Source organism: Nostoc sp. ATCC 53789 (assembly GCF_009873495.1).
Classification (GTDB): Bacteria; Cyanobacteriota; Cyanobacteriia; order Cyanobacteriales; family Nostocaceae; genus Nostoc; species Nostoc muscorum_A.
Window position 1 is genome coordinate 3,249,926 of the sequence record NZ_CP046703.1, and the last position, 20,395, is coordinate 3,270,320.

A 20,395-nucleotide genomic window follows, 5' to 3' on the forward strand; every position below is an offset into this window, starting at 1 on the left:
CCAAACCAAATACAATGACACAAACTAGAGTGCGCTTGTGGAATGTAGATGAATATCACCGGATGCTTGAGACGGGTATTATCACAGCCGATGAACGGGTAGAACTGATTGATGGGCAAGTTATCCCCATGAGTGCCAAAAATCCTCCACACGCAGCGACAACGCTGTGTGCATCTGACTATCTCAAGCGTTCGCTAGCAGAAGTTGCCTTAGTTAGGGTGCAAGATCCGATTCAATTAAGCCAATACTCGGAACCTGAACCAGATATTGCCGTTGTCCGCATTGATGCGCGAAAGTACATTGATCATCATCCCGCACCCAATGAAATCTTTTTACTCATTGAGGTAGCAGATACAACACTAGACACCGATCGCAAACAGAAAGCACCTTTATATGCTAATGCAGGAATTGCTGATTACTGGATTTTGGATGTGAATCAGCGTCAGGTTTATGTTTTCCGTGAACCAGGTTTGGAAGGCTACAATCTGAAATTTATTTTGCCGGAGGATGCAACTTTATCTTTGATGGCATTTCCAGGAATTGAAGTTCAGATTAGTCAACTGTTTCCATAACTTAAGTAAGTCGGTGTGAATAATTCAAACCATATTAAGTAATGTAAAATTATTGTAATCCAGTTCGTAGTAAGGACTTTAGTCCTAAAAGAAGGACTGAAGTCCTTACTACAAACCTTTAATTATTTCCGCCGTCCTACTTAGGTGATAGAAATTGAGTATCACAGTTTTTTAACTTTTAAATAAAAAGTGCGTAGGCGTAGCCCGTCGTAGACATCGCTTGATCGCATTTTATCCAAAAGACTCTCATAGAAAATATAATTGATATTTTCTATGACAACGATTTAATAATCTAATGCACAAGTCAAACCTTTATTTATAGTCTACTGTTAGCGAATGCCTAGATGAAATAGCTTTCATTTTCAAGTTAGTAAATTGTATGATCGCCTTTACAAAATCTTGCTGGTCTGGTTGCAAATGCAGTTTTTCTAGGGCTTGATTCATATTATTACCAGCCCGGAGATTGCGATTAAGTTGGGCACGTTGCGATGTGTTTAAGATTGCCTCAATTTCCCTGTTTCTTCTCTGACGCACAGCCTGGAGTTCTTGGCGTTGTAGGGGAGTCAGATTAATATCCGACAAGGTGGAGTAACTTGCAGTTTTGGTAATTTGGGCGAAAATGACTCCAGAAGTAGTATGGAGTTGAACCGGTGTAGCTAAGGCAATTCCCGGCATGGAAAGGACAAGAGCTAGAATAGTAGCGAACACAGAAAGCCGTTTTGTCAAGTGAATTGCCATATTGATAAATGCCTACATCTAAATTATTTAATGCTCAGATATAGTTAAGCAATTTTCAAGTTTTAATTTTGAATATTGAATTTATCCTACCCCAAAGAGTGCGTTAACGTGGTATAATTAGCATCTTGCATCAATATTAAGTAGACTAGGCACTATTTACTAATACCAGTGCCCGCCCTACGGTGATTGCTCCTTAATTACGAATCAGTATCAGGTCTTCTCATTCTGTTGATTTCCCGTCGTAATTCTTCAATTTGACGGCGTAAAGTTTCTGTTTCATTTGGGGAAGATTCTGCTGAAACATTTACTGAGCCAGAAGCAGGCGATCGCTGATAATTTCCTCGGCGAATTTGCTGGTATTCTTCGGATACTGCCCACGCCCGTAAGTAATGCAGGCGTTCAACGGGGAAAGGATGACTTAACATCGTACCCTGAGCGCCGTTGTAAATCAAAAATTTATATATCTGATTCAGTCCATCTTCATCCAGTGCCTGATAATTTTCTGACTGCTTGATAAATTCTTGTAAACTACATTCATTGGCATATTTGTGACTACCGCCAGAGAGCTTCATCATGGTTGACATTACCGGATTCAAGTCATCCATCACCAGTAAGGCGGCGCGATCTGACGATAGCTCGGCTTTGCGCCGCCACTCAAAAAAGGCGTAAATCAAGCCTTGTGTTACAAGATTACCGAGGCCGAAGGTCAATTCGCCCAAGGCAGAAGCAGCACTCATCGCCCACATCGCCATTTGAATTAAAATAGTATGACCACATTTAATATGCCCCAGTTCATGGGCTAGCACCACCCGAATCTCAGCTTCGTCTAGTAAGTCTAGTATCCCTGTATTTATGACTATGTAAGGATTCTCTTGCCCCAGTGCATAGCTATTTGCTTGGGGATCTTGCGAGACAAACAGTGCGGGTTCTGGGTAAATGTCCAAATCTCGGACGCATTCCCGAAACATCTGGTAAATAGTGGAATACTGACGCGGCCCGACTTGGATGGTGTTACCCATTAGATAGACTAATTGAGGGCGTTCGTAGATAAATTCCACAAATTTACGAGCGATTAAATCAAATCCCGGTAAATTTCGTAAAGCTTGCTCGGCTTGGCGATCTAGTGGATGCCTGAAGGCTTCGCTGGAAATTCCTGTGTAAGTTGGCATAATTTAGGGAATTGGGAATTGGGAATTGGTCATTGGTCATTGGTCATTGGTCATTGGTCATTAGCAAAGGATAAAGGACAACTGACAAATGACAAAGAACAAAGGACAAATAACAAATGACAAGATAATAGAAATGGGGCAATTGGAAGTAAAAATCACTTTGTATGGAATTAAAAGCGTGTGATTGAGGCAGAAGTTCATTTGTCACTACATAACTTTTTGCGATCGCAAGCGGGGTTCCCTTCCTGGCCCCATCATTTGACGATGGCACGGTTGGTAGCACGCGCCTTGCGCCTGGGACGTAGTGCCCTAATCCAAGTAGGAGCGGTTTGTGGCTATCAAGGACGGTATCGCACTAGTTTTGTAGCATCAGCCCTAATGTGGCACGGCCCTGTAATTATTGTTGCTCAAGAACCAGTGCAGCAACTTCTGCTGCGGATAGAAATTCCGCGTCTACAGCAGTGGCTACCAGCCAATAAATCAATTAGAACAGGTGACGCTTGGCCTGATCCTGAGTTCCAAGGGCTACTGTTAACCTCTCCAGAAGCTTGGTTAAGAGGACAATTTGCTGGTGGCGATCGCTTTCCCGAAGGTATCCCGACAATTATTGATGGGGTAGACGATCTCGAAGATTGGGTGCGCGATCAACTTACCCAAGATATTGAACCCCATGATTGGGATGAACTCATACTGGCTTGTCCAAATCAAGCTGAGGCAATTAGCGAAGCACGGATACAACTAACAGACGAGCTTTTTAAGCATCCTGCTAATCCATATCAGTGCTATCTAATTTCCCAGCCAGAAATAGAGATTTTAAGCCGTCTTTATGCTGCTTTAGATCCAGCAAATCTCCCAGATACTTGGAAACACTTCTGGCAGCAATTACAAATCCTAGACGAAAATCTTTTCCCCCCTGCCTTCCCTGCCTCCCCTGCTCCCCCTCCCCTCTTCTGGGCGACTATTGCCCATAGGCAAGGTTTATTTTCTTTGCACTATGCCCCAATGGAATTAAGGGAAATCCTCTCACCCTTGTGGCAGCGACAACCAGTAGTTTTAATTGGCAGTGCCATAGAACCAGAAACTGAGGCTCCTCTTTTTCGACAGCGCATTGGTTTGGACGATTTAACTTGCCTGAAATTCTCCTCGGAGAGTCAAGCGGAAGCAATTCAACTGTATGTACCCTATAAATTACCTCTACCTAACACGCCAGAATTTCAAGCGGCATTTATTCACAAAGTCCGCACACTGGTTTGTCTAAGTGCTACAGCACCAGGATTAACAGTTGTTTTGGTGGGAGATGTTCCACTAAAGGCTCAAGTGGCGACAATTCTGGCATCAGAGTTTGGTTCACGAGTACAGGTAGAAAAAACTTGTTTAGATGAAAATGGTATTTTGATTAGCGGTTGGGAATTTTGGCGAGAACATCAGCGAGTTTTGCCAGCACCCCATTTGTTAATTATTGCTACTTTGCCTTTACCATCTTTAGAAAATCCGCTTGTAGCTGGTAGGGTAGCTCTTTATAAGCGATCGCATCAAGATTGGTTTCGTTTATATTTATTGCCAGCAGCCTTGAATGAATTACAAAGAGCGATCGCGCCAGTCCGAGAAAGTCAAGGCATTGTTGCTTTACTTGATAGTCGTGTAGTTAATCGTAGCTACGGCGCTCAAATTCTTACTGCCTTAAGCCCTCTGGCACGTATTAACTATCTCGACCCAAGTTTGTTTTCTAATACCGATGAGGAAAATTCTGCTTAAAGTCATTCCCCATTCCCCAATTGTCTATAGCCATGATTCCTGGCAAGATAAATTTAGAACCTAAGTAAAATTTGAGTTGCTGATTATGGGTGAAGCAAAGCGTCGCAAAACCACACAAGGGGAAACATACGGTCAAGAGACTCGAATCTTGCCTTGGCTTCCCATCACAAAAATTCAAGGCGAACAATTTGTCAGTTGGACAACTCGTGGTGCTTGGATAGGCATTATCCTTATGGTTATAGGATGGGCAACTATCCGTTTTATTGGCCCAGCCTTCGGTTGGTGGCAAGTAGTCTACTAAATCTTGCTGTTAATTTTCTCGCTCTAAAAGACCTTGAATCTTACTCCCCTTCCCTTGTGGTCTATCCATTAGTCTTATGTTTAGGTGAGTTTTAATTTTCTTGATAAAGAACCGGGTAATGGATAGCCTGCAAGTAAGGAGGGCATGATTGCTACGAATTACGAATTAGCCCGATCGCAATAAACTTCACCAAAGCTATGATCGGCATGAATTTCAACCACTAGATCAACTGCTGTTGCATCTTTTACCAACGGCTTGATAAATAATTCCGGGTGAAGCGATCGCCAAAAATAATTGACAAATTCCTCTATCTCTGCATTGGTCATCCCCGACTTACCCGCAGCGATCATTTGCTGTTCTGCCTGTTTGCGCCACTCCAAAGAACAACGATAATCGGTTGGATATAGCACAATTAAGCTGTCCAATCGATCCCACAGTGGTAAATAATCGTGGAGGCGAAGATTCATATCACGAGCAAATGCTCTATCTTCATTTGTGACAATTGGTGGTGGTGCAGTATTAAATACATCTGGGTTAATTGGTCGCACACCCACAAACCAACCTTCAAATAGTACAATATCTATGGCTGTAACCATTTCTGAAGTAGTGCGATCGCCAGCGCCTTTGTATGCAGATTTATCAAAGCGGGGAACCATAACTGAACCTTGCGACTGACGGATCTGATCTAGTACATCTAAGCCTAAATCTACATCGTGGGTTCCTGGTGGACCGCGCCAAATCAAGCGGGGATCTTGCTGTGTTAAAACCAAGCGATCGCTGTAAGTTTTATATAAGTCATCCAAAGATAAACTCAGAGTCCGGTATCCCAACTGATTCAGAATCAAACTGAGAACCTTAGACATTGTAGTTTTACCAGTGCCTTGTCCTCCTAATATTCCCTGAATCAGAGGGCGTTCCAACTGTTGGCGCTGCGATGCTAGTTTGATCCCCAAAGGCAGCCACAAGTCCCACAAGACTTGTAACATTTTCTTGGGTTCGATTTGGAGGGTAGTTTGGCAGAATTGGCTAAAAGCTGGGAAGACAGATTTTAGTAAATGCGATCGCTTTTCGATCACATCATCGACATTTTCCGGCGCGATCCCAAAAGCTTTAGCTCTTAACTTATCTGCTAGTGCTGCTTCTCTTGCTTGCTGCTGCCAAGTTTCAGTTACAGTTTCTGAAATTAAAATTTCACCCAGCCACAAACTCATAATTTCCCCTTATATCCCCCTGTCCCCTTGTCCCCTTGTCCCCTTGCCCATTCTCACGATCCCAGCTTAAAGGCTTCGAGAAACAGGCTGTAGGTGAAACCAACTTTGAGGAGATTTAGGGAGTCTACAAAGAGCGATCGCTTGCTAAAAAAGCTCTGACTGTAAAATATTCTACTGGTAACTTCCGTTAACACTACTAAAAAACCAGCTACCACAATATCTAATTCTGCCCGTTGACCAGCTGTAGTGGAAACTGCGTTTCCCAGAAAAAAACCAAACAAAAAACTAATTATCAGCAACGATAATCGCCGCCAAGGATTTAAAAACCATTGCCCTAAGCGTGTAGCAATGGCATCCAACAAGTTATTCAGACGAGTGTTTTGCATCAGATAGACTTCTGGGAAAAAGTCAAGATATCTTGAAATATCTTTATATTATTAAAGAATATATTGGTTTTAGCCTAAGCTTATTTGTTAATATTATAGATATATGCTGGCTTTCCAGCGTTGATTGAAATTTGCACATCTTATCATCTTTAAGGAAGTACAGGCAGTTTCAAGGCTGCTTGTTCTAACCCAAGATGAAATATATTTATCATCTGGGCTGGCAAAAGACACTTTGTTGTCTCTGCTAGTATTTTCACGATATTTTTATTTTTCTATACAAATACATTGGCTGCTTCGGTATCTAATTTTCTTGTTTTTATCCAAGCCTACGGTGAATACAGAAAGCAATTAGTGTCTGTAACTGTTGTTTTTCAGTCATCAATGAAATAATTTCCTCTAAATATTTTCTAATCAAAATGATATTTATAATACATTGATGTGCTTAATCTGAATAAAATCTATCTTAAGCTACTTTTCATAATTGTCTTTCGTGATAATAGGCTACTATTTGGTCAAGCCTAGACAAAATATTTATTTCTAAAAACTATCAATATGAAATCTTTAGTGTATCGTAACGTCGGTGTTACAGCTTGTTGCTTGGGACTGCTTGTTGCTCTGGTGGGATGCTTTGGAGTGAGTGTATCCTTTGAGTCCACAAACCCAGATACATCTTCACAACTGCCAAGTGAAACTCAAGAGTGGGAGACAGCTTTATCTAAACCTGTTACATCTGAAAAAGGTATTTCCGTTAATCTATCTACTCCAACCAATAAAGTAGAACATAGTAGTAAAGAGAATACTTATCCTGTCTTAGCAGAGCGTGATAAATCAGCAAGCAAAGCTAAGAATCAAGGGATTTTGCGGATGAGTAATCAAACAAATCAACCTGTACGCCTGGCTCTACTGGCGCGACAGTCGGTAGCAAAAGGCTCTGGTACTAAACAGGCTAACTACGATGTACCGGCACATTGGGATTTTGCCCCTCAAGAAGGTAGTGAGAAGGGACTGGTTCTATCCCTACCTCAGAATAATTTGAAGCTGGAGAAGGGAGATATTTTAGTTGCCTTCGCACAAGATGGCTCCCGTCGTTATTGGGGCCCCTATGTTGTCGGTGAAACTCAATTACCTAAATGGAATTCCCAAAACAGAGAATGGCAACTAGTGCTGAGTCCATAATCTATAGCAATCAGAATTGAATTTTCTGTTTGAAAATGTGCTTATTAAGAGTTATGAAAACCTAGAAGCTGTAGGGGCAATTTATGTATTGCCCCTACATTAATCAATCATAGCTTCATATAGAATCGGTATAAGGATTGCTAAATAGTTACCATAGATAACTTCTGCATTTAGCCTTGTAGATTGACTTTTGTTTCATTTATTTTTACTATTAAACCCCATTATGGTATAGGGCTAGAGTAAATACGCTCATCTGATGTTGCTAATAAATAGAGCAATAGGGGCAATCTCGGAAAAACGACTTATTAAGCGTGCTCATTACATTGTTTGAAGTTATGTAGCCTTTTGATTACGGCCTATCAAACACTGCGGTAAACTATGCGTTGATTATGATTCTTTCGCAGAGAAGAACACTCGAAAGGAGCGGTTTTTTCAATGTCTCACACCGTAAAAATCTACGATACCTGCATTGGCTGCACCCAATGCGTCCGCGCTTGCCCTACTGATGTACTTGAGATGGTTCCTTGGGATGGCTGTAAAGCTGCTCAAATTGCCTCTTCACCCCGTACAGAAGACTGCGTGGGCTGTAAGCGCTGCGAAACCGCTTGTCCCACCGACTTTTTGAGCATCCGGGTTTACCTGGGCGCTGAAACAACTCGCAGTATGGGTCTGGCTTACTAAAAAGCTAGTGCCGAGTGCTGAGTGCTGAGACAAAAAGAAGTAAATCAAAAAAGCTAATTTCTTGATTCTTCACTCAGAACTCGGAACTCGGAACTTAAGACTTTGAAGTGTGTCAATATCAAGCACCTTTAGCATCGTAGAGTGGACACTACCTGCTTTACGAAATTTTAATTTTAGATTGGGGATAAAAATCTCTGGGTACTTAAATCCTAGAAGCGTATTTGTACTGTCAGGTCAAAAGCTGACTGTGAATCTGCTTTAAAAGCCCAAAATCCATAACAATACCTAGTGGTAGAGGGAGTAATATTACTCCCTTTTTTCTTTGCAAAACGTCGAGTTTGTGCTAAACACTATACTGGATTTAATCATCCTGAAAAAAAGTGGTGTGAACAATGTGCGGAATTGTTGGATATATAGGCACTCAAGCGGCGACAGACATTTTACTGGCTGGGCTGGAAAAACTAGAGTACAGGGGCTACGATTCTGCTGGAATCGCCACTGTTTGGGAAGGTGAAGTTAATTGTGTACGGGCAAAGGGCAAACTGCATAACCTACGCTCTAAACTAGAACAAATAGAAACCCCCGCCCAAATTGGTATTGGTCATACTCGGTGGGCAACTCATGGTAAACCAGAAGAATACAACGCCCATCCCCATTTGGATACGGCAAAGCGAGTGGCGGTGGTGCAAAATGGCATTATCGAAAATTACCGCGACTTACGCGAAGAACTCAAAGCAAAAGGACACCAGTTTGTTTCTGAAACTGATACTGAAGTAATTCCCCATCTCATAGCCGAATTTTTAAAGAATATTCCCCCCTCATCTTCCTCATCTCCCTTCTTGGAGGCAATTCGCCAAGCTGTTAACCACTTACATGGGGCATTTGCGATCGCAGTTATTTCTGCTGACTACCCCGATGAATTGATTGTTGTTCGCCAACAAGCGCCTTTGGTAATTGGTTTTGGGCAAGGGGAATTCTTTTGTGCATCTGACACGCCTGCGATCGTTGCCTACACCCGCGCAGTGCTACCTTTAGAAAATGGCGAAATTGCCCGTCTCACTCCTTTAGGCGTTGAGATTTACAATTTTGCTGGCGACAGGTTGAAAAAACAACCCCGGCTGCTCAACTTCAATCCTGCAATGGTAGAAAAGCAGGGATTCAAACACTTCATGCTCAAAGAAATTCATGAGCAACCAGGAGTAGTAAGAGCTAGTTTAGACGCTTACTTTAATCCAGCCGAATCTACCGAATCGCCAATCAATCTTGGCTTACCTGCGGATTTATACAACGATTTAGAACAAATTCAGATCCTCGCCTGTGGTACCAGTTGGCACGCAGCATTAATCGGAAAATATTTAATCGAACAATTAGCAGAAATTTCAACTCAAGTACATTACGCTTCTGAGTATCGCTATGCACCATCACCCGTGACGGCTAACACGTTGATTATCGGTGTTACCCAATCAGGCGAAACTGCCGATACCCTAGCAGCTTTGACAATGGAAAAAGAACGTCGCCAAGGGAGAGAACCTAAATATCAAGCACGACTACTGGGTATTACTAATCGCCCCGAAAGCAGCCTTGGTCATCTAGTGCCCCATGTTATCAGTACCTTAGCAGGAATTGAAATTGGGGTCGCGGCGACAAAAACTTTTACCGCCCAACTGATGGCGTTTTATGCATTAGCATTGGATTTAGCCGCCCGTCGTCAGACTGTTTCAAAAGACACATTAGATAAAATTATTAACGGGTTGCGGCAGATTCCTAAAGAAATTGAGGCAACTTTGGAAAGTCAGGAACGTTTAACTGAACAGCTAGCCCATGAATTCGCCGAAACCCAAGATTTCATTTTTATAGGAAGAGGAATTAACTTCCCCATTGCTTTAGAAGGGGCGTTGAAATTAAAAGAAATCAGCTACATTCACGCTGAAGGGTATCCGGCTGGAGAAATGAAACATGGCCCGATCGCACTTTTGGATGCGAAAGTACCAGTAGTGGCGATCGCAATTCCTGGTAGTGTTTACGAAAAAGTTATTTCTAATGCTCAAGAAGCCAAAGCCAGAGATTCTCGGTTAATTGGCGTGACTCCCGTCAACGATGGCGAAGCTGCGGAAATCTTTAACGATCTTCTTCCCGTCTCTCATGTAGAAGAGTTACTTTCTCCAATTCTGACAGTAGTTCCTTTGCAATTATTGGCTTATCACATTGCCGCCCGTCGCGGTTTGGATGTCGATCAGCCTCGTAACCTTGCTAAAAGCGTCACCGTAGAATAGTATAATTTTATACTTAAAATTAAATACAATGGCTTCTGAAGAAATTCTATTGCTTGCAGAAGCCATTTTTATGGCAATGATTATAAATCTTTACTTAAACGCTGATACCAATTCAGCCAGCCAAAAGTGCGCTCAATAACCCAGCGCTTGGGTAAATGGACAAAACCCAATACTCCAAAGGTCTAAGAACAATTGCCACAATCCACCGAAACATATCCATCACCCAACGCATAAATTCTTCGCCTCGGTACCCGCCATCCATCCAAATGAAGCCTGTGAAGTCGCTCGTACCTGGTATCTTAGTGGTTTAAAAACTATTTTTAATTAGGAACCCACAAAGACACAAACAAAAGAATACATAATTAAAGTTCATCTGTGGTTTTTTGCCTTAAGTCTCATGAATCGTCAGCTAGCTATTGAAGAACCAATATTTTCCCATCTACCAGTGTTACCGCAAGAAGTAATTGCAGGTCTAGCGGTATCTCCCGGAGGTCATTATCTTGATACAACGGTAGGCGGTGGAGGTCACAGTCGCCTAATATTAGAAGCTGCTGAAGATGTACGGGTAACGGCAGTTGACCAAGATGAAGATGCTTTAGCAGCAGCGAAGAAAGAATTAGCTGAGTTTGGCGATCGCGTACAATTTATTTACAGCAACTTTGCTGACTATGAGTTTCCCCCCAATACTTTCGATGGTATCTTAGCCGATTTGGGGGTAAGTTCTTACCATTTAGACCAAGCAGAACGGGGTTTTAGCTTTCGCCAAGCCGCGAATTTGGATATGCGAATGGATCGAGGGCGATCGCTAACTGCTGCTGATGTGATTAATAATTGGGATGAAGCAGAATTAGCTGATATTTTCTTTAAGTACGGTGAAGAGAGATTATCGCGGCGCATTGCCAGACGTATTGTAGAACGGCGGCCGTTGCACACGACTACAGAATTGGCTGATGCGATCGCTTCTTCAGTGCCTCCGAAATACCGTTATGGGAGAATTCACCCCGCTACCCGGGTTTTTCAAGCTCTGCGAATTGTCGTCAACGATGAGTTAAAATCCCTAGAAACCTTTTTGGATAAAGCACCAAATGCCCTTGTCCCTGGCGGCAGAATTGCGATTATCAGTTTTCACAGTTTGGAAGACCGCCCAGTGAAGCATGGTTTAAGAAATTCACCTTTATTAAAAGTATTGACAAAAAAACCAATTATTGCTCAAGAAGAGGAAATTAGTAAAAATCCGCGATCGCGATCGGCCAAACTCAGGGTAGCCGAGAGAGTTCTGAATATTGAATAAGGGGAATGAGCGAATAAAAAGGTAGGGGAGCAGAGGGTAAAGAGGTAGTTTTCTCATTCTCTCCAATGCCCAATGCCCAATTCCCAATTCCCTAAGAGGTTGTTTGAAAAGTGTTTCACTGTGACTTTAGGCACTTTTAGATCCCCCTAAATCCCCCTTAAAAAGGGGGACTTTGATTCTGGTTCCCCCCTTTTTTTAAGGGGGTTAGGGGGGATCTAAAACTATTTGATACCGACAAAAAGACTTTTCAAACATCCTCTAAAACAACAATCTGCTAATCTAGCGTTGTTGAAGAGTTAAAAAATAATAAATGGAAATTAGTAATCTGTTTACAGCAGGTGGCGTAGTTATGTGGCCTCTGCTGGCATTCTCTTTGTTAGGTGTGGCGCTGATTATCGAGCGGATCATCTTTTGGGTAAGAATAAATAATCGGCAAAACAAGGTAGTGCGAGAGGTATTGCAGCTTTATCGCCTTGATAATGTAGTTAGTGCTTTAGATAAGTTGCAGAAAAATGCTGATTTACCCATTGCTCGAATTTTTTTAGCAGCTTTAGAGTTAGAAGAGCCGACACCAGAGGAATTTCGTTTGGCATTAGAAAGTGAAGCCCAAGCCGAAATTCCCTTACTGAAGCGATCGCAAAATATTTTTGAGACAATTATTGGTCTTGCGCCGTTGTTGGGACTTCTAGGAACTGTCTTAGGATTAATTAACTCCTTTGCCTCTCTAAATATTGGAGATGTGGGAGGTACTAAAACAACAGGTGTAACATCTGGGATTAGTGAAGCTTTAGTATCTACAGCATCAGGATTAGTAGTAGCAATCTTTACACTATTATTTGCTAATACTTTCCGGGGACTCTATCAGCGCCAGATAGCTTGGATTCAAGAATATGGTGGACAGTTAGAATTACTCTACCGCCGTCGCTACGAAAGAGGCGATAAATCATATCTGCCTACCAGATGAAGCGAAACTGGATAATTGTAAATTAGCAATCGGTAATTGGGATTAGTTTACTAGTTGTTACCGATTTTGCTCTGCAATTTTTGACTCTAATAGTGTTCTAAAATAACAAATAGCTTTTTCCGCTACACTTTTCGAGGAAATATTCCATGACTATTTGGGTAAATGAGCAAATTGATCCGTCTGGGATGATTCATGCCTGTATTGCCACTTGTAATGAATCTCAAGCTAAAGAGTGTCATGATTCCTTTCAGAATAATTTGACCGAGAAGCAAAAGGCAGCAGGTTGGGTAGCGCAATTGCGGACAGTTGATTCTTGGGATGAAGTGCCGGTGAATTCTTTAAAACTCAATTAATTGGGTGAGATAGAGTTAATTTTTTGGGGTTTTAATCGAACGGATTTTAAGAGCTTAGGCGTAGCCCGCCGGATACATCGCTTGTCTACACTTATGCTAATGCCTACAGCGATCGCAACAAATCCCATGACAACAGGTTAATAAAGGATAAAATTCGGATTAAAATTCTCAAATTATTAGCAAATGCTTCTAAAAAAAGTAACATAAGAGAGGAAAATGATGATTTTTCTGAACTTTTAAGAGCTATCATCTATACCGTAGATTAAATTAAAAAATTTGCATAAGCCGAATCAATTTAGTGAACTATCCCAAAGTTTACACTTCGGAGCAAGCCTGTCCCATTAATTTAGTTGGCGAAACAGGACAAGCGGTTCAAATTTCAATTCATGCTCCCAGTCAATATATCTGTGCCAACTGCGAACGGATATTACCGGATTGGAAACGGCAACCGTTTTTACGAGTAGTGATTGTCTTGCAGCAATCGCGTTATCAATTAGTCAAAAAAACAGCAGAAGTAGAGTCAGAGAAAGAACGCTTACGAGAAAAGTTTATGAGATTTGGCTGTGATTTAGCATTTAATCTGCGCGATCGCGGCTATTTAACTGACCTGATCGACCCTCGTACAGGCTACCCTTTACTATCTCATCCTGGAGCAATTCCCCATGATGACACAGCAGTTGTCAAAGCTTTGCTCAACTATCCAGTGATTAAAAATCAATGCCGTGTACTAGTGCATCCCGAATGGGGCGCAGCAGTTTATCCTAGCATCTTGATATCAGAAGCTCCCCCAATTTTGATCGAATGGGTTACAAAAGGTATAGCAGCTATGCATGGGTGGAAAGAAGTTAGTCATTAGTCATTGGTTATTTCTACTTACAGCCGCAATCAGAAGATTTAACAGCCATTTGCAGATTTTTGGAATGGATACTGATTGGTAAATAAATCGCCAGTAATAAATCAAGTTATGTGTTTTACAATCTCCAGAAACCTCTGTATCGTTGGGGATGTCTCGCTACTACGCCAAATCATTGCAATGGCAACTTTTGGACTGACTGGCTCGATATTTTTATAAACTACCCCAGTTCGTTGCAAATTTTGTAAAGATGCCGGCACAATTGCAATACCTATTTCGGCTGCCACTAAGCTAACAATTGTTTGCATCTGAATGGCTTGTTGACTTACAGAGGGACTAAAGCCTGCTTGCTGACAGAGACTAATAATTAAGTCGTAGAGTCCAGGCGCTAATATTCTCGGAAATAAAATAAAGGGTTCATTAGCAAGCGATCGCAAACACACATAAGATTGATTTGCTAGCAAATGTGCTTCAGGTAATGCTACTATCAGCGACTCTTGAAAAATTATTTCCCAGCTAAATGTATTTTCCTCCACAGGTGGACGAACAAACCCTACATCTATCCGACCTGTGCGTAACCACTCTAATTGTTGATCTGTAGTCAGTTCATGCAACTCTAGACTCACACCAGGGGCACAATTCCGAAAGGTTCGCAAAATAGTTGGCAAAATATTATACGCGGCAGAACTGACAAAGCCGATCGCTAATTCTCCGAGTTCACCGCGACTAGTTTGTTGACCAACTTGGATTGCCTGTTGTAATTGCCTGAAAATTTGTTGGACTTCATTTAGAAAAACCACCCCCGCTTCTGTTAAATACACACTTCGTTTTGTGCGATGAAACAGTTCAAAGCCCAATTCCTTCTCTAGCTGGCGAATTTGTTGACTTAAGGGAGGTTGGGCAATGTGCAATCTTTCTGCTGCCCGTCCAAAATGCAGTTCTTCTGCCAAGGTGACAAAGTAGCGCAGGTGTCGTAGTTCCATCTGTTACCTGAACTTATATCTTTTAAATATTAGTTAAAGTCAAAATATATATTGGACATAATTAATAATATTTTTTATTGTGATGATTATGCAGTCATCAACCTACCGAACTTGGTTGACGACTAGCAAACCAATACTCTGCAATGTAATTTCATAGTTTATGAATAATCTTCCATTACTCGACAATAATTGGAACACAGACCTGTATGAGGATAAACACGCCTTTGTCTGGCAATATGGCGAGAACTTGCTGAAAGTACTCAATCCCAAGCCCGGAGAATCCATTTTGGATCTTGGCTGTGGGACTGGGCAACTAACAGAAAAAATTGCTCAAGCTGGGGCTGAAGTGACTGGAATCGATCACGCATCCTCGATGATTGAGACAGCAAGACAAAATTATCCTCATCTACGCTTTGATGTTGCTGATGCCAGAGATTTTCAAGTATTGAAACCATTGGATGCTATATTTTCCAACGCTGTTTTACATTGGATTAAAGAAGCAAATGCGGCGATCGCTTCCATACATCAAGCGTTAAAACCTAGGGGGCGTTTTGTTGCAGAATTTGGTGGTAAGGGAAATGTTCAAGCGATCGTCACAGCTTTGTACAGTGCTTTAGAGGCGATCGCTATCTCTCCACAAGCACTGAATCCTTGGTATTTTCCTAGTATTGGTGAGTACGCTACCCTACTAGAACAACAAGGCTTTGATGTTACTTATGCCACCTTGTTTGCTCGTCCTACTCCCCTAACAGAAGGCGAAGCAGGGATGGCGAACTGGCTTGAAATGTTTGCTGATGCTTTTCTAGCAGGACTGTCTGCTGACCAAAAAATACAAATAATTCGCACGGTGGAAGAGCATCTTTTGCCAACACTGTATCAACAAGGTAATTGGACAGCCGACTATCGGAGAATTCGCATCGTTGCCATCAAACTTTAGATTGCTTGATAATCAAAGTATGCAAAGGCTTTAATATAAGAAGTAATTAAGGAAAAATAAAATCAACTATTTTTCGGTCGCCGCAGTTCCTTGGAATTAATCGGGCCAAGAATTTGGTTAAGGCTACGCAACTGTTCTGCTGTACCCATACCAATCAGCCGATCGCCTGACATTAAGACTGTATCGCCAGTGGGACCACCGATAAGAGTCCCATCAACGCGGCGAATTGCCAGAACTAATGCCCCAGATTGCGATCGCAATCTCGCCTTTTGCAAACTTTGACCGACAAAAGGACAGAAAGCCGGGTCGAGTAAAAATTCTTCCATATACAACTGACGGTCTGCACCTGTCAAAATCCCGTCTACAAAGTCCAAAACCTGGGGTCTGAGTGCCGCAGCAGCCATGCGCTTCCCACCAGTAATATAGGGGGATATCACTTCATCTGCACCACCGCGTCGTAACTTCTGCAAAGCTTCTTCTGTACTTGCGCGGGCAATCACCCGAATTCCCGAATTCAGTGTTTTAGCTGATAAAACTATGTATAAATTTTCGGCATCGGAAGGCAGGGCTGCAACAATACATATTGCCCGTTCAATACCAACTTTCAGAAGTGTGTCATCTAGGGTAGCGTCACCTTGATATGCCGTGTAACCTTCAGTCTGCGCCCTTTGTACAGATTCCATGTCAGCATCAATCACTACAAAAGGTGCGTCTTCTGCCCGAAATTCCTTGGCAATTTGACGACCAGTGCGGCTAAATCCACAAATGATGTAGTGTTCTGTTAGGGATTCCATTAACCGCCTCTGTTGCTGTAGCCGAATTCCTTCTTGAAAGTAGCCTTGAATGATCGCTTCTGTAAATCTGTTGACAATGTAACCAATATTGACTACACCCAACAAAATCAGGGCAATTGTAAACAATCTTCCTCGGCTACCCAGTGGGTGAGTCTCTCCGTATCCCACAGTAGCTAAAGTGATGACTGTCATGTAAGCTGCATCTTCCCATGACCAGCCCTCAACTAATGAGTACCACGAAGTGCCAATGAGGAAAACACCGCCAAGAGCGATCGCCCCGGCCATTAACTCCTTTTGGATACGTTGATATTTTTGCTCAAGTGTTGAGAATGACGTAACAATAGTACTTTTAGCCTACTTTTTCTAGTTTTCTACTAACTTTATAGCATTAGTCTTTTTTAGTACATTTAAACTACAATTTATCCAAACTCAAGACTCCTAATACTTAAAAATATTCATCTTTAACTTTACATGAAGCTCTAATCCCTAGAAGCCTATTTGGGCAGATATGCAGATAATCAGGTTTAACGTAGTATTGCAAAAGCTACTCTCTCGTCGAGATTGGGATTGTTATCTCGGTGTATTTAGTGTTCTCGGTGCAGATAAGGATTACGAACGTTTTCCGGAAATGAGCGAAGCTGCCATATATGCCGTTTATGCCGTTATGACTCGTATTATGTTAAGCCGTTCAGCCGTCTAAAGATTTACTTTATAAATGGTCTTTTAGGGCTATGAGGCAATACAGTTCAGATAAGACCAAAACACTTGTAGAGACGGCGATTTATCGCGTCTCGAAAACCCAAAATTTTTGCCAGTAGCTCTTAACCCAAGCGTATTGGGCTATAAGGCTCGTAAAAAAATACTAAAATTTTCTCTTCACTCCCCCTGCTCTTTTCACGATGATCTCACTTTTTCGCGTTCCTCCCCCCTTAACTGAAAAGTATTGGGGCGCAAGGCTTTGTACCCCTACAAATTTACAAATAATTTTGAATAATTTATTTTTTGTAGTCCCTTACGAATCAATCAATACAAGTTTACGAACTTCAGAATTGTTTCCCTGAGAGCGACGTGATGAGGCAGCAGTGAGCAAAAACTTCCAAGACTTAGGAGAAAATATAGATGGATCTATAATTGAAAAAAAGCTCTTGAGGTTTTTTTGCTTCAGTGATACTAAAATCCAATGGAGTTTCAGGTAATTTTTTATATCTTGAAAGCCGGGAATCTTTGAGCGATGTTGCTCATTTACCAAGGCATAAATTTTTTCTTTCATCAAAATATTTGTCGCCAACCGCCGAGACAAAGAAAACTTTTGATTATATGCACCGGGCCAAATAGTTCGGTACGCAAGACACTGGTTAAAGAAAATAGCATCACCAAACTGAGCAATCCTAATCCACGAATCGATGTCATCACAGTTAGCATCAAGTGTGGAATCCCAACCACCAGTTTGCACAAAAGCATCACGTCGGCAAGCCACTTGTACAGGTGTGCCAAAGGGTACAAGCTCTAAGAGCATACCGTAATGAATATCGGCTTGGGGGATATAAAAAGCTAAACCAGGGCCAACTTGCGGGGTGCGACTGAGTTCAACTTCATTGCCATCTACCTGAGCCGCGACACAAGAGCAGATTACAGCATCGGGATGAAGTGCGATCGCCTTAGCCATCTCTTCTATGCAGTTGGGAGCTAAATAATCGTCATCATCTAAAAACTTAATCCAGTCGCCGCTAGCTTTGGCAACTCCAGCATTTACCGTTGCTGCATGACCAAGGTTCACTTCATTCCGATGGTAAACAACCTTGTCCCCTAAGCTTTTGAGATATGTTTGGGTATCATCAGAAGAACAGTCATCGGCAACAACCACCTCACACTCAATGGTTTGGTTCCGAGCCGACTCAATTGCTCTTTGCAGCAAGTTCAAGCGATTATAGGTACTGATGACGACGCTAAATTTCATAGATTTACACCTGTGGTACAGCATTTTGCAATATAGCTTCGATCTACCGAGTCTTGTCTCAGTAAAATTATCAATCTCCAATAAGTAGAAGTAGACTGAAATAGGATTATCGATTTATGATTGATGATCGTGGGTTTTTTTTTAAGCAGACAGAAAGACTATGAGCGCTCAAGAGATTATCCGCTCCATTGAAGCGGAACAGCTAAAATCAAATTTGCCCGACATTTTTGTGGGCGACACCGTAAAAGTAGGAGTGAAAATTAAAGAAGGCGAAAAATACCGGGTACAACCCTACGAAGGAGTAGTGATTGCCAAACGCAATGGTGGCATCAACGAAACTATTACAGTCCGTAAGGTTTTTCAAGGTGTAGGCGTTGAGCGCGTATTTCTGTTGCATTCTCCCCGGATTGATAGCATCAAGGTATTACGTCGTGGTAAAGTCCGCCGTGCTAAACTGTATTATCTCCGCGATCGCGTAGGTAAGGCAACCCGGATTAAGCAACGGTTTGACCGCCCTTTGTGATTCGTGCTTCTTTCATTGTGGGAGAAATCTCAAGCGGCATCTGCCGCTAACTTGTTTTCTCAACCAAATTGAAGTATGATAGAGATCGCGTGTTGCGTTAAACTAAAATTTAGTTCAGCGCAATAAGTGAATACAAAACAGCTTGTGCGCTCTTAGTTCAGTTGGTAGAACGCAGGTCTCCAAAACCTGATGTCGGGGGTTCAAGTCCTCCAGGGCGCGCTCAAGAGCAAAAAATAAAGCCCGAAATAATTACGCAGCTGCTACATTAGCAGTTAGTGATAATAATTTCGGGTAAACTTATTGTATTTGCAGTTGTTTTGCTTTCAATTAAGTAAAATAGAGTCGAAACTGCAAAACTGGAAGAACAAATTTTAGATTTTAAATTTTAGATTTTGGTGAAGCAGCCCGGTCTTCTCTACGAAACGCTTCGCTAAGGGGTTTTCCCCCATGAGTGACTGCTGAACCCGAAGGGACTGACAAAAAATCAAAATAAATGCACAACCCAGAATCTGAAGTTAAGTACCTTTGCCTTAAAGCGCATGGTAAATCTAAAATCCAAAATCCAAAATCCAAAATCCAAAATTGAGTAAGAAACGGGGGGATAAAGGGTCGTGGCCAAAAAAAGTGAAGCAGAATTGCCAGAAAACACAAATGGTTTTAGCTTAGGCAACTTCATACAGGGAACCAAAGAAGAACTTGACAAAGTAGTTTGGCCCAGTCGGAAGCAAATAGTGAGCGAATCCGCTGCTGTGTTGTTGATGGTGGCACTCTCCGCATCTTTGATATACTTGGTCGATGGATTGTTTGGTTGGGCAGCAAAACAGGTGTTCTGATGACTTTTGCAACAGACGAACCTCGCAACTCCACGTTGCAGTCGGAGGAAACAGGAGAAACAGCAGAAGCAGCGTCAAAAGAAGCACGCTGGTATGCTGTACAAGTAGCTTCAGGCTGTGAAAAGCGTGTAAAGACTAACTTGGAGCAACGCATTCAAACTTTTGATGTAGCTGACAAAATTATCCAGGTAGAAATTCCGCAAACGCCAGCGGTGAAAATCCGCAAAGATGGCAGTCGCCAGCATACAGAAGAAAAAGTTTTTCCTGGCTATGTGCTGGTGCGGATGATGATGGATGATGATACCTGGCAGGTGGTACGAAACACCTCTCATGTAATTAACTTTGTTGGTTCAGAACAAAAACGTGGTAGCAGCAAGGGTCGCGGTCATGTCCACCCCATACCACTGAGTTCTTCGGAAGTTGAACGTATATTCAAACAAACCAGCGAACAAGAAGCTGTTGTCAAAATTGACATGGCTACTGGTGATAAGATAATGGTGCTTTCTGGTCCATTTAAAGACTTTGAAGGCGAGGTAATTGAAGTGTCTCCAGAACGGAGTAAACTTAAAGCCTTGCTCTCAATTTTCGGCAGGGATACACCAGTAGAATTGGAATTTAATCAGGTAGAGAAACAGAGTTAAATAC

General features: G+C 42.0%; 23 protein-coding genes and 1 tRNA gene. 16 read left to right on the plus strand and 8 right to left on the minus strand.

Annotated features, from left to right (window positions below; translation table 11 throughout):
* Positions 1–14: 14 nt before the first annotated feature.
* A complete protein-coding gene (locus GJB62_RS13360; RefSeq protein WP_114081502.1) occupies positions 15–572 on the plus strand; it encodes a Uma2 family endonuclease in 558 nt (185 codons plus the stop codon).
* Positions 573–884: 312 nt separating this feature from the next.
* Here the strand turns inward: GJB62_RS13360 and GJB62_RS13365 are convergent, their stop codons facing one another.
* Positions 885–1,310 (minus strand): hypothetical protein, encoded by a 426-nt coding sequence (locus GJB62_RS13365; RefSeq protein WP_114081448.1) that lies wholly within the window; start codon positions 1,308–1,310, stop codon positions 885–887.
* A 197-nt stretch (positions 1,311–1,507) separates the two neighbouring features.
* Positions 1,508–2,479: a M48 family metallopeptidase gene (locus GJB62_RS13370; protein WP_114081447.1), complete on the minus strand. Its 972-nt coding sequence runs from the start codon at positions 2,477–2,479 to the stop codon at positions 1,508–1,510.
* A 180-nt stretch (positions 2,480–2,659) separates the two neighbouring features.
* On the opposite strand from GJB62_RS13370, the gene GJB62_RS13375 reads away from it, so the two are divergent.
* Positions 2,660–4,234, plus strand: a complete 1,575-nt coding sequence (locus GJB62_RS13375; RefSeq protein WP_114081446.1) for an ATP-dependent DNA helicase — start codon at positions 2,660–2,662, stop codon at positions 4,232–4,234.
* An 85-nt stretch (positions 4,235–4,319) separates the two neighbouring features.
* Complete coding sequence (locus GJB62_RS13380) at positions 4,320–4,535, plus strand: DUF2839 domain-containing protein (protein WP_114081445.1); 216 nt, start codon at positions 4,320–4,322, stop codon at positions 4,533–4,535.
* A gap of 158 nt (positions 4,536–4,693) precedes the next feature.
* Here GJB62_RS13380 and GJB62_RS13385 read toward each other — a convergent pair whose 3' ends face one another.
* Together GJB62_RS13385 and GJB62_RS13390 are read right to left on the minus strand one after the other, a co-directional pair.
* On the minus strand, positions 4,694–5,746 hold the full coding sequence (locus tag GJB62_RS13385) for a glycerate kinase (RefSeq protein ID WP_114081444.1): 1,053 nt from the start codon (positions 5,744–5,746) through the stop codon (positions 4,694–4,696).
* A 53-nt stretch (positions 5,747–5,799) separates the two neighbouring features.
* Positions 5,800–6,132 carry a DUF565 domain-containing protein gene (locus GJB62_RS13390; RefSeq protein WP_114081443.1) on the minus strand — a complete coding sequence of 111 codons (333 nt, stop codon included), beginning with the start codon at positions 6,130–6,132 and terminating at the stop codon, positions 5,800–5,802.
* 552 nt (positions 6,133–6,684) lie between these two features.
* Between GJB62_RS13390 and GJB62_RS13395 the strand changes: the two genes are divergently transcribed.
* From GJB62_RS13395 to glmS, 3 genes are all read left to right on the plus strand, one after another.
* Positions 6,685–7,308: a hypothetical protein gene (locus tag GJB62_RS13395; protein WP_114081442.1), complete on the plus strand. Its 624-nt coding sequence runs from the start codon at positions 6,685–6,687 to the stop codon at positions 7,306–7,308.
* A gap of 435 nt (positions 7,309–7,743) precedes the next feature.
* The gene (gene psaC / locus GJB62_RS13400; RefSeq protein ID WP_012411495.1) at positions 7,744–7,989 is read left to right on the plus strand and encodes a photosystem I iron-sulfur center protein PsaC; all 246 of its coding nucleotides are present in this window, start codon (positions 7,744–7,746) and stop codon (positions 7,987–7,989) included.
* 392 nt (positions 7,990–8,381) lie between these two features.
* Entirely contained in the window at positions 8,382–10,262 is a 1,881-nt protein-coding gene (gene glmS / locus GJB62_RS13405) for a glutamine--fructose-6-phosphate transaminase (isomerizing) (RefSeq protein ID WP_114081441.1), read from the plus strand.
* Between the two features lie 112 nt (positions 10,263–10,374).
* Here glmS and GJB62_RS37020 read toward each other — a convergent pair whose 3' ends face one another.
* The gene (locus tag GJB62_RS37020) at positions 10,375–10,524 is read right to left on the minus strand and encodes a hypothetical protein (protein ID WP_181852825.1); all 150 of its coding nucleotides are present in this window, start codon (positions 10,522–10,524) and stop codon (positions 10,375–10,377) included.
* A gap of 135 nt (positions 10,525–10,659) precedes the next feature.
* Between GJB62_RS37020 and rsmH the strand changes: the two genes are divergently transcribed.
* The 4 genes from rsmH (at position 10,660) to GJB62_RS13425 (ending at position 13,726) form a co-directional block, all read left to right on the plus strand.
* Positions 10,660–11,553 (plus strand): 16S rRNA (cytosine(1402)-N(4))-methyltransferase RsmH, encoded by an 894-nt coding sequence (rsmH, locus tag GJB62_RS13410; RefSeq protein ID WP_114081440.1) that lies wholly within the window; start codon positions 10,660–10,662, stop codon positions 11,551–11,553.
* A 310-nt stretch (positions 11,554–11,863) separates the two neighbouring features.
* Complete coding sequence (locus tag GJB62_RS13415; RefSeq protein WP_114081439.1) at positions 11,864–12,517, plus strand: MotA/TolQ/ExbB proton channel family protein; 654 nt, start codon at positions 11,864–11,866, stop codon at positions 12,515–12,517.
* 146 nt (positions 12,518–12,663) lie between these two features.
* Entirely contained in the window at positions 12,664–12,870 is a 207-nt protein-coding gene (locus tag GJB62_RS13420) for a glycogen debranching protein (protein ID WP_114081438.1), read from the plus strand.
* Between the two features lie 298 nt (positions 12,871–13,168).
* Complete coding sequence (locus GJB62_RS13425) at positions 13,169–13,726, plus strand: methylmalonic aciduria and homocystinuria type D protein (RefSeq protein ID WP_181852822.1); 558 nt, start codon at positions 13,169–13,171, stop codon at positions 13,724–13,726.
* A gap of 101 nt (positions 13,727–13,827) precedes the next feature.
* Here GJB62_RS13425 and GJB62_RS13430 read toward each other — a convergent pair whose 3' ends face one another.
* Complete coding sequence (locus GJB62_RS13430; protein ID WP_114081436.1) at positions 13,828–14,706, minus strand: LysR family transcriptional regulator; 879 nt, start codon at positions 14,704–14,706, stop codon at positions 13,828–13,830.
* Positions 14,707–14,866: 160 nt separating this feature from the next.
* On the opposite strand from GJB62_RS13430, the gene GJB62_RS13435 reads away from it, so the two are divergent.
* Positions 14,867–15,643 (plus strand): class I SAM-dependent methyltransferase, encoded by a 777-nt coding sequence (locus GJB62_RS13435; protein ID WP_114081435.1) that lies wholly within the window; start codon positions 14,867–14,869, stop codon positions 15,641–15,643.
* Positions 15,644–15,705: 62 nt separating this feature from the next.
* Here GJB62_RS13435 and GJB62_RS13440 read toward each other — a convergent pair whose 3' ends face one another.
* Positions 15,706–16,722 carry a potassium channel protein gene (locus GJB62_RS13440; RefSeq protein ID WP_114081434.1) on the minus strand — a complete coding sequence of 339 codons (1,017 nt, stop codon included), beginning with the start codon at positions 16,720–16,722 and terminating at the stop codon, positions 15,706–15,708.
* A gap of 223 nt (positions 16,723–16,945) precedes the next feature.
* Between GJB62_RS13440 and GJB62_RS13445 the strand changes: the two genes are divergently transcribed.
* A complete protein-coding gene (locus tag GJB62_RS13445) occupies positions 16,946–17,137 on the plus strand; it encodes a hypothetical protein (protein WP_114081433.1) in 192 nt (63 codons plus the stop codon).
* Positions 17,138–17,449: 312 nt separating this feature from the next.
* On the opposite strand, the gene GJB62_RS13450 is transcribed toward GJB62_RS13445, so the two are convergent.
* Positions 17,450–18,394, minus strand: coding sequence for a glycosyltransferase family 2 protein (locus GJB62_RS13450; RefSeq protein ID WP_114081432.1), 945 nt, complete (start codon positions 18,392–18,394; stop codon positions 17,450–17,452).
* A gap of 160 nt (positions 18,395–18,554) precedes the next feature.
* Between GJB62_RS13450 and rplS the strand changes: the two genes are divergently transcribed.
* The 4 genes from rplS to nusG all read left to right on the plus strand — a co-directional run bounded on the left by rplS (position 18,555) and on the right by nusG (position 20,391).
* Entirely contained in the window at positions 18,555–18,917 is a 363-nt protein-coding gene (rplS, locus tag GJB62_RS13455) for a 50S ribosomal protein L19 (RefSeq protein ID WP_114081431.1), read from the plus strand.
* Positions 18,918–19,063: 146 nt separating this feature from the next.
* A tRNA-Trp gene (locus GJB62_RS13460) sits at positions 19,064–19,136 on the plus strand.
* A 392-nt stretch (positions 19,137–19,528) separates the two neighbouring features.
* A complete protein-coding gene (secE, locus tag GJB62_RS13465) occupies positions 19,529–19,750 on the plus strand; it encodes a preprotein translocase subunit SecE (RefSeq protein WP_012412090.1) in 222 nt (73 codons plus the stop codon).
* Entirely contained in the window at positions 19,750–20,391 is a 642-nt protein-coding gene (nusG, locus tag GJB62_RS13470) for a transcription termination/antitermination protein NusG (RefSeq protein WP_012412091.1), read from the plus strand. The genes secE and nusG overlap by 1 nt, the downstream gene beginning before the upstream one ends.
* The last annotated feature ends 4 nt before the right edge of the window (positions 20,392–20,395 follow it).